Here is a 13,372-nt window from a genome sequence, read left to right as displayed (position 1 = left end):
CTAGCTTGTTGGTAGGCATTCATGAAATGCGAGTTAGCACATGGCGCTGATACAAGCCTCGATAGAGCAGTTACGGATCGGCCACTACATCCATCTCCCCACGGGATGGACCAGTCACCCTTTTATGTTCAATGCCTTCAAGATCAAGGATCAGCAGCAACTCGACATCATACGTCACCTCGACCTCACCCTCTTGATGGTGGACCCGGACAAGAGCGACCTGCCCATCGAACCCATCTTGCGGGGCGATGTCCCTTCTGCCGGCCCTGATCTGTCGACCATTGACGAGATAGTAGACGCAGGCCCTCCCCCTTTTGATGAGAAAGCCTTCCGCCGCTCCCTGCGCGCCGCAGACAAGGCCTTTGGCCAATCCATGTCCGATCTGCGCGATGCGCTGGGGGCCCTCAACCTCAAGCCTGACGAGGGGCTGGCCAACACGGCGCAGATAGTGCGCAATGCCGCCGCTCGCATCAGTGAACATGAGGGGCCACTCGGCCTGCACCTCATTCGCAGCCCGCACACCGACATACTGCTGCAGCACAGCCTGAACGTGGCTTTCATTGCCATGCTGATGGCACGGGAACTCGGCATGAACCCGGTCGAAATCGAGGAGACCGGGCTGGCAGGCTTGATCCATGACATAGGGGAGATGAAGATACCTAGCCAGATCACCCAGAAACGGGGAGAGCTCAACAAGTCGGAGCAGAACTTTCTCAACATGCATCCCCAGTACGGACTGGAGATGCTGACACAGTTGCAGGCATTCGAGCCCAAGATCCGCCAGGTGGCCCATCTGCACCATGAGCGTCTCGATGGCAGCGGTTATCCTCTTGGCATCAAGGGCGGCGAAATCCCCCCGCTGGCCAGGATAATAGGGCTGGTAGACTACTATGACGAACTGCTGCATCCACGCAACAGCTCCACACCTGCGGCACCCAGCCAGGCCATCAGTCTGCTCTACAAGCTGTCACAGAAGAAGTTCGATCAGGATCTCGTCAAGCTGCTGATCAAGGTGTTGGGGGTCTATCCTCCCGGCTCGCTGGTTAAACTCTCGGATGAAAGCATTGCACTGGTGCTGTCCACCGAGCCCACCATGCCCCTCAAACCCAAGATACTGCCCTATATCAAGGCACAACGACCGGAAGGGGTGGCCATGCTGGACTTGCGGGAGGATGAACGGACCATTACCGGTGTGCTGAAGCAGGAAGATCTGGATGAAGGGCAACGGCTGTTTTTTAACCTGACCCGGCGCTTCTGTTACTATTTTGCCTTCTGAGTTATCCCCAGAAGCTGGGGATAACTCATTGGACAAACCTGAATAATTGCCCGATTACCCTCAAAACGGTTCACTGTCGACCCTGGATAAAAAACGCCCAGCCAAGGGGCTGGGCGGAGCATGCCACTTCCATGTGGCGTATCCAGCGGATACATTCATGCTCCACCCAGCAATATCAACCCTTTGGCGATTACACAAATATCAATTTAACATGCTGATTTAATATGGTTTTATTTCACGTTTCTGGCAAACTGCGCCCGTGTTCGGGTCGGGGGCGCCCGCAGAACAAGATCCTGATCACATTTACACATCCCGGCCGCCTTTTTTGGTATGAACTCTGAGGAACGTTTTTTATGCAGTTGGTCCTCTCTCTGCTTCAACAGATGAGCGTCAGCCTGGTGATCGCCTACCTCTTCTCCAAGAGCCCCCTGTTGCGTCCCCTGGCCAACTATTCCGTAAGGCTTCCTCACAAGATACTGATATATATCATTTTTTCTTGTTTTTGCATCCTGGGCACCTATGTGGGACTGGATATTGACGATGCCATCGCCAATACCCGTGCCGTCGGTGCCGTGCTGGGGGGACTGCTGGGGGGGCCGCTGGTGGGTTTTTTGGTCGGACTGACCGGGGGTCTGCACCGCTACACCCTGGGGGGATTTACCGACCTCGCCTGCGCCATCTCCACCACCTGCGAGGGGCTGCTGGGCGGGCTGGTGCACTGGCGGCTGATGCGCTCGGGGCGTATGAATGCGCTGTTCGAACCCAGAATTGCGTTCTTCACGACATTTGGCGCTGAAATATTGCAGATGGTCATCATACTGCTGGTGGCGACCCCCTTTGACAAATCCCTGCTGCTGGTACGCACCATAGCCACTCCCATGATCCTGGCCAACTCCTGCGGTGCGGCGCTATTTATCAGCATGATCCGCGATCAGCAGCGGATGTATGAGAAGTTCTCCCGGGTCTTCTCCGCCAAGGCGCTCACCATTGCCAACCGCACCGTCGGTATCATGAGCCAGGGTTTCACCGCTGAGGCAAGCAGCAAGATAGCCCATATCGTAAAAGAGGAGACAGGGGTCGGCTCCGTCGCCATCACGGATACCGACAAGATCCTCGCCTTCATCGGCACGGGGGAAGATCACCACAAACCGGGTACTCCCATTGCCTCCGCCATCACGCTGCAGGCCATTGCCCAAAACAAGGTGCTGTTTGCCGATGGCAACAGCCAGCCCTACCGCTGCAGCCTCTCGCCCCAGTGCCAGCTTGGCTCAGTATTGGTGATACCGCTGCACGGTGATGAGGGGGTGATAGGCACCATCAAGCTCTATGAGCCCAAGAAGCGGCTGTTTCTCAAGATCAACCACACGCTGGGGGAAGGGATAGCCAACCTGCTGTCACAACAGTTGCTGGCCGGGCGACTGGAGCAGCAGCAGCGACTGCTGGTGCAATCCGAGCTCAAGCTCATTCAGGCCCAGATCAATCCCCATTTTCTGTTCAATACCCTCAATACCATCAGCGCCATTACCCGGCGCGATCCGGACAAGGCCCGGGAACTGCTGCTGCACCTGTCGCTGTTCTTTCGCAAGAACCTCAAGCGCCAGAGTGGCCTCGCCACCCTGCTGGAAGAGCAGGAGCACTGCCAATCCTATCTGGAGATAGAGCTGGCCCGCTTTGGGGACAGACTGACCGTCATCAACGAGATCCCGCCTCATCTTGCCAACCTGAAGTTGCCGAGCTTTACCCTGCAGCCGCTCATTGAGAATGCCATCAAGCACGGCATCTCGACCTTGCTGGAGCAGGGATACATCCGCCTTTATACCGAAGAGCATCAGGAGAGCGTGACTATCTGCGTGGAGGACAATGCCGGCACCTGGCAGGAGAAACCCGCAGGGGATGGTCTGGGCATGACCATAGTGGATCGACGCCTCAAGAGCGCGTTTGGCAATCGTTATGGCGTCAGTGTCAGCTGCGAGCCGGAGCGCTGGACCCGCGTCTCCTTCACCCTGCCCAGAGACGCATCCGGATGCTGAACCTCCTGATATTGATGGGGTGCACTCCCTCCCCCCATGGCCACTCACCCATTGTCACTCTGTTCAGGAGATCCCATGATCCGCACACTCATCGTCGATGATGAACTCTATGCCCGTGAGGAGCTGGCCCTGCACCTTGGCCAGGACCCCGATATCGAGATCCTGGGCCAGGCGGCCAATGCCATCGAGGCTTTGCCACTGATACAGCGGCTCAAGCCGGATGTGGTGTTTCTCGACATCCAGATGCCCAAGCTGAGCGGCATGGAACTGGTCGCCATGCTGGATCCCCTGCCCCGCATCGTGTTTGTCACCGCCTTCGATGAATACGCCATCCAGGCCTTCGAAGAGAACGCCTTCGACTATCTGCTCAAACCGGTAGAGCCAGCCAGGCTGGCCAAGACGCTGGCTCGCCTCAAGCAGGATATCAGCCCCCAATCCATGGCGATGCTGGCTCCGGCTATCCGCCACATTCCTGGCTATTTGCACAACCGGGTGCGGCTGCTGCCCATCGAGCAGGTGGAGTACGCCTTCTCCGATCTCGGCGGTGTGCACGTCGCCTGTCAGGGCGAGCTGTTTCATACCCAGCTCACCCTCAAATCTCTGGAAGAGAAGACCCCCCTGCTGCGCTGTCACCGCCAGTATCTGATCTCTCCCGGCGCCATCTTCGAGATCCAGCTGCTGGAAAACCAGCTGGCCCAGATCGTTACCCCAAGCGGCGCCCGGGTACCGGTCAGCCGTCGCTACCTCAAGGAGCTCAAAGACGAACTGGGACTGGAATAGTGGCGTGGGACTGTGCGCCGGATCACAGCCGGCGACCACTCGAGTCACCATGGCGCCGCTCGGCGCGTTTCACCTGCCCTTGACAGACAACCCCATTAGACTGGCTGCGCACACCATAAAATAACAATGCAGGAGCGTAGCAATGATCTGGTTCTTCCTCTGTGTCGGCTTACTTGTCGCCGGCTATTTTATTTACGGCAAGTTCATCGAGCGGATATTTGGCCCGAAACCCGAGCGCGCCACCCCCGCCATCACCATGGCTGACGGTGTGGACTATGTGCCCATGTCGGACAAGAAAGTCTACCTGGTGCAACTGCTCAACATCGCCGGCGTCGGTCCCATCTTCGGCCCGATCCTCGGCGCCCTCTATGGTCCGGTCGCCATGCTCTGGATCGTATTCGGCTGCATCTTTGCCGGTGCGGTGCACGACTACTTCTCCGGCATGCTGTCGGTGCGCGCCAAGGGCGCCTCCGTACCGACCGTGGTCGGTGAACATCTGGGCACGGTCGCCAAGCACTTCATGAACCTGTTTGCGGTCGTGTTGCTGATGCTGGTAGGCGTGGTCTTCGTACTGAGCCCGGCGGGCCTGCTGGCCAACCTCACCTCCACCGATCTGGTCTACTGGATTGTGGCGATTTTTGCCTACTACATCCTCGCCACCATAGTCCCCATCGACAAGATCATCGGTCGCTTCTATCCCATCTTCGGCGCCCTGCTGGTGTTCATGTCGGTCGGCCTCATCATAGGTCTCATCGTCTCCGGCAAAGGCTTCTACAACACAGGGATGGACTTCTCCAACCTGCACCCCACCGAGCTGCCGCTGTGGCCGCTGCTGTTCATCACCATCGCCTGTGGCGCCGTCTCCGGTTTCCATGCCACCCAGTCGCCGCTGATGGCGCGCTGCATGCAGAACGAGAAATCCGGCCGCTTCATTTTCTACGGCGCCATGATAGGTGAAGGGGTCATCGCCCTTATCTGGTGCACCCTGGGACTCTCCTTCTACGACAGCACAGAGGCGCTCAACGCTACCATGGCCAGCGGCGGCCCGGCGGCAGTAGTGCATGAAGTGTCCACCAGCCTGCTCGGCACAGTGGGCGGTATTCTGGCCATCCTCGGCGTGGTGATCCTGCCCATCACCTCCGGCGATACGGCGTTTCGCAGCGCCCGCCTGATTGTGGCTGACTTCCTCAACCTGACCCAGAAACCCATGGCCAAGCGTCTGCTCATCGCCATTCCCATGTTCATCCTTGGTTTTATCATCTCCAAGGCGGAGTTCGGGGTGATCTGGCGCTACTTCGGCTGGGCCAACCAGACCACGGCCGTGATCATGCTGTGGGCCGCGGCGGCTTATCTGGCCAAAGAGGGCAAGCTGCACTGGGTCTGCACCATTCCCGCCATGTTCATGACGGCTGTGGTGTTCACCTATCTGGCCAATGCCCCCATAGGTTTCGGGCTGGAGATGGGCATTTCCACCGTTATTGGCCTGGCATCCACCGCCGCCATTACCATTGCCTTCCTGCTGAAATACCGCCCGACCCTGGTCAGCAACCCAGGCGAAAGCTGAACATCACGCTGCAAATAAAGGGGGAGCCAAATTGGCTCCCCCTTTTTCGATCATCCGCGGCGGCTGGCAAGCACAAACAGGCGGCCTGTGTCACCAACCAAACGCGCACCTTTTCGCTCGTAAAAATGAGTCCTGCATCAATGTTTAATTATTCCATTCTGCTTAAGCTTCGATACAAGATCAGGCTGTAAAATCCCGCCGCATCCCGGATAAATATGTGATCTTTAATTGCTTTATCTAAAATTGAATCCAATGATTGGTTGTGCATCAAACCTGTGGAGACACCCATGTTCCTTGATTATTTTGCCCTTGGCCTGCTCTTCTTTGTCGGGCTGGTCATGTTCTACGGGATCATAGTGATCCACGATATTCCTTATGAAATAGCCAAACACCGTCAGCACCCCCATCAAGATGCCATTCATGTGGCGGGATGGGTCAGTCTGTTTACCCTGCATGTGCTCTGGCCCTTCCTCTGGATCTGGGCCACCGTCTATCGTCCTGATCGCGGCTGGGGCTTCAACCAGCGTCTGCAACAGGATGAAGACGAGATACAGCTTCTCAAGCAGGAACTCGCCGATCTCAAGGCACGCATCGATACCATCCAACAGACTGAACAACAGGGATAAATCATGGACCTGCTACTGATCCTGACCTACACGGCCCTGTGTGTGGCCGTGTTCAAGATTTTTCGCATCCCGCTCAACAAGTGGACTGTGCCCACGGCAGCGCTGGGTGGCGTGCTCATCATCGGCACCCTGATCATGCTGATGAACTACAACCACCCCTACTCCGAAATGGCCCGCAACTACTACGTCTCCACGCCGATTGTTCCCCTGGTGAAGGGGCGGGTCGTCGAGGTACCGGTACAAGCCAACCAGCCGGTGAAAAAAGGCGACGTACTGTTTCGTATCGAGTCCGAACCTTTCCAGCTGAAGGTGGATAGCCTGAGTGCGCGACTCGACGCCAACCGTGAACACCTCAAATCCATCGAGGCCAGACTGCGTTCTGCCAGACTGGACAGGGATCGCGCCAGTGACTTGATGCGGCGGGGAGTTGGCAAGCAGCGGGATCTCGATGTCACGCAAGCGAATGTGGACGACATAGTGGCCCAGATTGACCAGCAAAAAGCCACCCTGGAAGATCTGCAAGCCCAGCTGAACGAGGCAAAATACCAGCTGGCACAGACAGTGGTTTATGCCCCCAGTGATGGCCATGTGGTGCAGCTGGCCCTGCGCCCCGGCATGATTGCCACCCCTTTCATGTACCGCCCCGTGATGACCTTCATCCATAAAGACGATACCGCCTATGTCGGCTGGTTCTGGCAAAACAGCATGCAGCGTCTGGCAATTGGTGACGAGGCCGAAGTGGTGATCGATGGTATCCCCGGCAAGATCTTCAAAGGCACTGTCACCGCCGTGGTACCGGCTATCGCCGCCGGCAATGTCCAGGCCAATATTGGTCTGCTGGATCAGACAACAGCGGTACGTCCGGGTCGTCTGCCTGTGGTCATCTCCATCACGGATCCCGAGTGGCACAAGTATCAGGTGATCGCTGGCGCAAGTGGTCAGGCCGCCATCTATACCCAGCACTTCCACCATGTTTCCGTGATGCGCAAGGTGCTGCTGCGCATGGCAAGCTGGATGAACTACGTCTTCCCCTTCCATTAATCAGAATAAGGGATCCCAGCGGGCCGGCATCATGCCGGCCCGCTGTTTTTGTGGCGCCAAGATCCCTATAATGGCGCCATCCTGCACCACATCCGTTCCCCATGTTTGTTCTCAGACCCTATCAAATCGAGGCCGTCAACGCCGTTATCAGCCACTTTCGTCGGCATCCTGACCCTGCTGTGGTAGTGCTGCCAACCGGTGCGGGCAAGAGCCTGGTGATCGCCGAACTGGCCCGCAAGGCCCGTGGCCGGGTGCTGGTGCTGGCGCACGTCAAGGAGCTGGTGGAGCAGAACCACGCAAAGTACGAAGCCTGGGGGCTCAAGGCCGACATCTTCGCCGCTGGTCTGGATCGCAAGGAGGCCAAGGCCCAGGTGGTATTTGGCTCGGTACAATCGGTCGCGCGCAATCTGGATGCCTTCGATGGCGCCTTCTCGCTGCTGATCATCGATGAGTGTCACCGGGTGTCGCTGGATGACGAGAGCCAGTACCACCAGGTGTTGGGCCATCTCAAAGCCAGCAATCCGGCCCTGAAAATTCTCGGCCTCACCGCCACGCCTTACCGCCTGGGGCTGGGCTGGATCTACCGGCGTCACTATCACGGCATGGTAAAGAGCCATGGCGAGCGTCTGTTTGGCGATTGCGTGTTCGAGCTTCCCTTGCGCTTCATGGTGAAAAATGGCTACCTGACGCCGCCGCGGCTCATCGACGCCCCCATAGTCCACTACGACTTCAGCAAGCTGGTTGCGCGGGAGAATGGCCTGTTCAGCGAGGCGGATCTCAACGGCGAGCTAAAACGTCAGCAGCGGGTCACCCCCCATATCCTGAGCCAGGTGCTGGAATATGCAGCCGATCGGCAAGGGGTCATGATCTTCGCCGCCACCGTCGAACATGCTGGTGAGATCCAGGGGCTGCTGATTGCCAAATCCCAGACTGCGGCCCTTATTACGGGCGAGACACCGGGCCCGGAACGCGATGCACTCATCAGCGCCTTCAAGGCGCGGGAGATCAAGTTTTTGGTCAATGTGGCTGTGCTCACCACTGGTTTCGATGCCCCCCACGTCGATCTCATCGTCATGCTGCGCCCCACTGAGTCTGTGTCGCTCTATCAGCAGATCGTGGGCCGCGGTCTTCGCCTCTCACCAGGCAAGGCCGATTGTCTGGTGCTCGATTACGCGGGCAACAACTTCAACCTGTTCGCTCCCGAGGTGGGTGAACCCAGACCCCACGCAGGCACCGAGCCGGTACAGGTACCCTGCCCGGCTTGCGGTTTTGCCAACACCTTCTGGGGCAAGACTGATGAAGAAGGCAAGGTGATTGAGCACTACGGCCGTCGCTGTCAGGGGCTGTTTGAAGATGACGAGGGCCACCGCGAGGAGTGTGACTACCGCTTTCGCGCCAAGGTGTGTCCCGCCTGCGGCGCCGAAAACGACATCGCCGCCCGCCGCTGCAAGAGCTGTGATCAGCTGCTGGTGGATCCGGACGACAAGCTCAAGGAGGCCCTCAATCTGAAAGACTGCATGGTCATTCGCTGCGCCGGTCTCACCCTCACAGCGGGCCGTGGTAAACAGGGGGAGCGGCTGGAGGTGACCTATCACGATGAGGATGGTCTTACCCTGATGGAGTACTTCGGTTTTCACTCCCCGGGTGCACGGCGCTTGTTTCAACAGCGCTTTGTGCGTCATCATTGGCCCGCCCCGGGCCTGGAGCCGGAATTCACCACCCTGGAGAACGTGCTGGCCGCATCAAACCAGTTTCGTCACCCCGACTTTGTCATCGCCCGCAAGTCAGGTCGCTTTTGGCAGGTGAAAGAGAAAATTTTTGATTATGAAGGCCGGTACCGCGCCGCCAATGCCCTTGGCTGAGCACGGCTCATACCTTGCAGCGATAGGCTGGCCGGTGAACGTAAACATAGTGATTATCAGGGTGGGTAGCGCACTACCGACCCCCTTCGTTAAGTTAGAGGATCTTATGCAGCGGCTGTTGATTGGTTTTTGTGCTCTGTTTTCCACACTTGTTCCGGCTCTGGTTCAAGCCGCCACGCTGACGCCGCCCAAGGGGGGCCAGTACGCCATCATAGTGCAGGGCAATGGCGGCATAGAGTTCGCCCGCAATGCCGATGACATGATAGCCCCCGCCTCCACCATGAAGGTGCTCACCGCCCTGGCGGCACGGCTCGAGCTCGGTGCCGACTTCCGTTTTGCCACCGACATTCAGGCCCAGCCAGGTGCCAAACAGGGGGATGCCATCAATGGCGACATCTGGATCAACTTCGTCGGCGACCCCACCTTGTCACGGATGGATCTGCTGGCCCTGTTCAAGCAGCTCGGCGTCAACCGCATCAAGGGCAATGTCTACGTCAATACCGGCGCCTATAACGGGTACGAGCGCGGTAACGGCTGGTCCTGGGGGGATCAGACCCTCTGCTTCGCCGCCCCCGTCTCCTCTGTCATCATCGACAAGAACTGCGCCTACGCCACCATTACAGCCACCCAGATTGGTCGCCCCGCCACCGGCAACGTCGCCACTGGCGTGCCCATCGGCATTGGCACCGACAGGGTGGAGGTGATGAGCTATGGCGACATGGCGCGTCAGTTCTGCGCCCTGGAAGTCGACATGGCCAAGGGCAACTTCTATGAGCTCAAAGGCTGCATCACCCCCAACAAGGAACCCCAGGGGCTGCGCTTTGCCATCCACGACGTGGAGGCCTGGGGCTGGGACAACATCCGCTGGGCAATGGACAGAGCAGGCATAGCACACGAAGGGCTGCTTCAGGTCACCCACAAGGCACCAGGCAGTGCCGAGACCCTGGGTACCCATTACTCTGTCTCATTGCCCATCATGCTCTCCAAGATGCTGAAGAAATCGGACAACCTCTACGCCGATACCTTCCTGAAAACGGTAGGCCGCCACTACTACAACAAGCCGGGCAGCTATCGCAGCGGCACCATGGCGGTACGCGCCATCCTGACCAAGCAGGGCATCGACCTCGGCAATGCCACCCTGGCCGACGGCTCCGGCCTCTCTGCCCATAACCTCATCAGCGCACGCCAGATGCTGTCTGTGCTCAACTTCATCCAGAAAAATGATGCCGAACTCGGTCTCATCAAGTTGCTGCCCAGCTCTCAGGTGGATGGCACCCTGGCCTGGCGTCGCAGCGTTACCGCCCCCATGATGAAAAACCGGGTGCATGCCAAGACAGGCACCATCACGGGTACCTCCAATCTGGCCGGTTTTATCGACACAGTCGGTGGCCAGCGCAAGGCATTTGTCATGTTCCAGCGCGGCCTGTCGCAGGACCCAGCCACCCACGAGCGCTACCGTGCCAGCAAGGCACCCTGGCCCTGGACCGTATTTGAAAAAGGAGTGCTGGAGAGCATCTACCAGCAACAACCCATCCAGATCATCGAGCAGTAATGTGGGGAGCCACCTTGCCAGCAAGGCGACTCTTATGCCCTGAACAAGGCTCGAGAAAGGAGTGCTGGAGAGCATCTACCAGCAACAATTCATCCGGCTCATCGAACAGTAATGCGGGGAGCAACCTTGCCAGCAAGGCGACTCTTATGCCCTGAACAAGGCTCGAGAAAGGAGTGCTGGAGAGCATCTGCCAGCAACAATTCATCAGGATCATCGAGCAGTAATGTGGGGAGCCACCTTGCCAGCAAGGCGACTCTTATGCCCTGAACAAGGCTCGAGAAGGGAGTGCTGGAGAGCATCTACCAGCAACAATTCATCCGGCTCCTCGAGCAGTAATACGTCGGCTTATCGGAAATGGCGAATGGTCATATCGACAATTTGCACTTTGATCGGTACCGAGGCAAGGCTATGCTGTGCCCTGCCTCAATTCAACGGAGAGAGAAGATGTTTGCAGTGATTTTTGGTCGTCCCGGTTGCCCCTATTGTGTCCGTGCCAAGCAAATCGCCGAGCAACTGGTTGAACAGCGTGACGATTTCAATTTCCGTTACGTGGATATCCACGCAGAAGGCATCACCAAGGAAGATCTGGCCAAGAGCGCCGGCAAACCGGTCAATACAGTGCCGCAAATCTTCCTGGACGAGCAGCACATCGGTGGCTGCACCGATTTTGAAGCCTATGCCAAAGAGAACCTGGGTCTCTACCAGTAAGCTCTCCCCCATAGAAAACAGGCGCCTGATGGCGCCTTTTTTTATGATGCAAACCGCCGCTCAGCCCGCAGTCGGGGTGAAGCGGCTTACCACCTGCCCTTGATGCTCGATCCACTCCATGAACATGGCCACAGGACGGGCATAGACGACCCCATCCTGATCGGATTGATAGATCACCAGCTGCTCCCGGGTTTCGGTGTGCAGGGCCAGGGTGAGCACCTGATAATAGCCCCCCTTGAAGTGGCGATAACGGCCGGGCGCGGGTGCATGCATGGACATACCTCTGTGAGTGCGGGCTCGATGAACAAACGAAGAAGAAAGCCGCAGGCCCTGTTGTCTGCGCCCTCTTTATTATTCGCTGGCACGGGCGAGACGGCGATTTAGGGCGCAAGCCAATCGTGCCATTGGATGCGAATATTTCAACACAGTCGGGTGGCTTTGTTAATCAGCCCCTCATCTTTCACTAGTGAACCTTGGTTCATACAAACGATTGTGCTGAATTTAACGTTTTAGCAGCCCTGTTTTAAGGCTAAAAATCAGGGAATTCTACTAAAAAGAAGATTGTTCTAGCATTCAATTCTGTGAAGAATAGGGGAAAAGAAATTTGATACTAAAAATCGCCTTTTTCGCCAACGCGTCCCCACGGGGAAGGAAGCACACTCACCATGTTCACTATCGACAAGTCGCACAAGCTCGACGATGTCTGCTATGACATTCGCGGCCCGGTGCATAAAGAAGCGCGCCGTCTCGAAGACGAAGGCCACCGCATCATCAAGCTCAATATCGGCAATCCGGCCCCGTTTGGTTTCGATGCACCAGAAGAGATCATCAAGGACGTCATCCTCAACATGCCGCTGAGCCAGGGCTACTGCGACTCCAAGGGACTGTTTTCTGCCCGCAAGGCGGTGATGCAGTACTACCAGCAAAAAGGGATGCGCAAGGTCGACATCGACGACATCTATATCGGCAATGGTGCCAGCGAGCTCATCGTGATGGCCATGCAGGCGCTGCTCAACAACGGCGACGAGATGCTGGTGCCCTCCCCCGACTACCCGCTCTGGACCGCGGCGGTGACCCTCTCCGGTGGCCATGCGGTGCACTACCGCTGCGATGAAGGGGCCGACTGGTATCCGGATCTGGATGACATCCGCGCCCGCATCACACCGCGCACCCGTGGTCTGGTGCTGATCAACCCCAACAACCCGACCGGCGCCGTCTACGGCAGCGAGTTCCTGCTGGAAGTGATCGAGATAGCCCGCCAGCACAACCTCATCATCTTCGCCGACGAGATCTACGACAAGATCCTCTACGACGACATCTCCCACACCAGCGTCTGCACCCTGTGTGACGATGTGATGGTGGTGACCTTCAACGGCCTCTCCAAGGCCTATCGTGCCTGTGGCTTCCGTCAGGGCTGGATGGTCATTACCGGGCCCAAGGGCCGTGCAAAGGGGTATATCGAGGGGCTGGAGATGCTGGCCTCCATGCGACTGTGTGCCAACGTGCCCATGCAGCACGCCATCCAGACCGCCCTTGGCGGCTACCAGAGCATCAACGAGCTGATCCTGCCGGGCGGTCGCCTGCGCAAGCAGCGGGACAAGGCGTGGGAGCTCTTGAACGAGATCCCCGGCGTCTCCTGCGTCAAACCCAAGGGGGCGCTCTACATGTTCCCGCGCCTCGATCCCAAGGTGTACGACATTCGTGACGACCAGAAGATGGTGTTCGACCTGCTGCAGCAGGAGAAGCTCTTGCTGGTGCAGGGTACCGGCTTCAACTGGCCGGTGCCGGATCACTTCCGGCTGGTATTCCTGCCCCGGGAAGAGGAGCTGGAAGAAGCCATCGGCCGCCTCGCCCGCTTCCTCAAGGGCTACAAGCAGTAAGCACGGCTCATGAAAAAGGCTCCTTCGGGAGCCTTTTTGCTATCTGTCATGTG

11 protein-coding genes are annotated in these 13,372 nt (G+C 57.8%); 10 read left to right on the top strand and 1 reads right to left on the bottom strand.

Going from position 1 to position 13,372, the window contains the following annotated elements:
* Positions 1–40: 40 nt before the first annotated feature.
* The 9 genes from GWQ27_RS12940 to GWQ27_RS12900 all read left to right on the top strand — a co-directional run bounded on the left by GWQ27_RS12940 (position 41) and on the right by GWQ27_RS12900 (position 11,439).
* Positions 41–1,276: an HD-GYP domain-containing protein gene (locus GWQ27_RS12940; protein ID WP_111588691.1), complete on the top strand. Its 1,236-nt coding sequence runs from the start codon at positions 41–43 to the stop codon at positions 1,274–1,276.
* A gap of 353 nt (positions 1,277–1,629) precedes the next feature.
* On the top strand, positions 1,630–3,306 hold the full coding sequence (locus GWQ27_RS12935; RefSeq protein ID WP_275907535.1) for a sensor histidine kinase: 1,677 nt from the start codon (positions 1,630–1,632) through the stop codon (positions 3,304–3,306).
* 75 nt (positions 3,307–3,381) lie between these two features.
* Positions 3,382–4,086 (top strand): two-component system response regulator BtsR, encoded by a 705-nt coding sequence (btsR, locus tag GWQ27_RS12930; protein ID WP_021139958.1) that lies wholly within the window; start codon positions 3,382–3,384, stop codon positions 4,084–4,086.
* Positions 4,087–4,228: 142 nt separating this feature from the next.
* Entirely contained in the window at positions 4,229–5,650 is a 1,422-nt protein-coding gene (locus GWQ27_RS12925) for a carbon starvation protein A (RefSeq protein WP_021139957.1), read from the top strand.
* A 287-nt stretch (positions 5,651–5,937) separates the two neighbouring features.
* Positions 5,938–6,276, top strand: a complete 339-nt coding sequence (locus GWQ27_RS12920; protein WP_005314799.1) for a DUF3302 domain-containing protein — start codon at positions 5,938–5,940, stop codon at positions 6,274–6,276.
* A gap of 3 nt (positions 6,277–6,279) precedes the next feature.
* Positions 6,280–7,317: an HlyD family secretion protein gene (locus tag GWQ27_RS12915; RefSeq protein WP_111588688.1), complete on the top strand. Its 1,038-nt coding sequence runs from the start codon at positions 6,280–6,282 to the stop codon at positions 7,315–7,317.
* Positions 7,318–7,418: 101 nt separating this feature from the next.
* Complete coding sequence (locus GWQ27_RS12910) at positions 7,419–9,179, top strand: DEAD/DEAH box helicase family protein (protein WP_275907534.1); 1,761 nt, start codon at positions 7,419–7,421, stop codon at positions 9,177–9,179.
* Between the two features lie 106 nt (positions 9,180–9,285).
* Positions 9,286–10,731, top strand: a complete 1,446-nt coding sequence (gene dacB, locus GWQ27_RS12905) for a D-alanyl-D-alanine carboxypeptidase/D-alanyl-D-alanine-endopeptidase (RefSeq protein WP_265461872.1) — start codon at positions 9,286–9,288, stop codon at positions 10,729–10,731.
* 444 nt (positions 10,732–11,175) lie between these two features.
* Positions 11,176–11,439, top strand: a complete 264-nt coding sequence (locus GWQ27_RS12900) for a GrxA family glutaredoxin (RefSeq protein WP_005314790.1) — start codon at positions 11,176–11,178, stop codon at positions 11,437–11,439.
* A gap of 60 nt (positions 11,440–11,499) precedes the next feature.
* Here the strand turns inward: GWQ27_RS12900 and GWQ27_RS12895 are convergent, their stop codons facing one another.
* Entirely contained in the window at positions 11,500–11,712 is a 213-nt protein-coding gene (locus tag GWQ27_RS12895; protein WP_265452348.1) for a DUF1653 domain-containing protein, read from the bottom strand.
* 392 nt (positions 11,713–12,104) lie between these two features.
* Here GWQ27_RS12895 and GWQ27_RS12890 point away from each other — a divergent pair, with 392 nt between their 5' ends.
* Entirely contained in the window at positions 12,105–13,319 is a 1,215-nt protein-coding gene (locus GWQ27_RS12890; RefSeq protein WP_275907533.1) for a pyridoxal phosphate-dependent aminotransferase, read from the top strand.
* The last annotated feature ends 53 nt before the right edge of the window (positions 13,320–13,372 follow it).

This window comes from Aeromonas sp. 5HA1, assembly GCF_029237245.1.
Lineage (GTDB): Bacteria > Pseudomonadota > Gammaproteobacteria > Enterobacterales > Aeromonadaceae > Aeromonas > Aeromonas salmonicida.
Note: the sequence above shows the minus strand (reverse complement) of the source record. Positions and strands in the feature narration are given on the sequence as shown.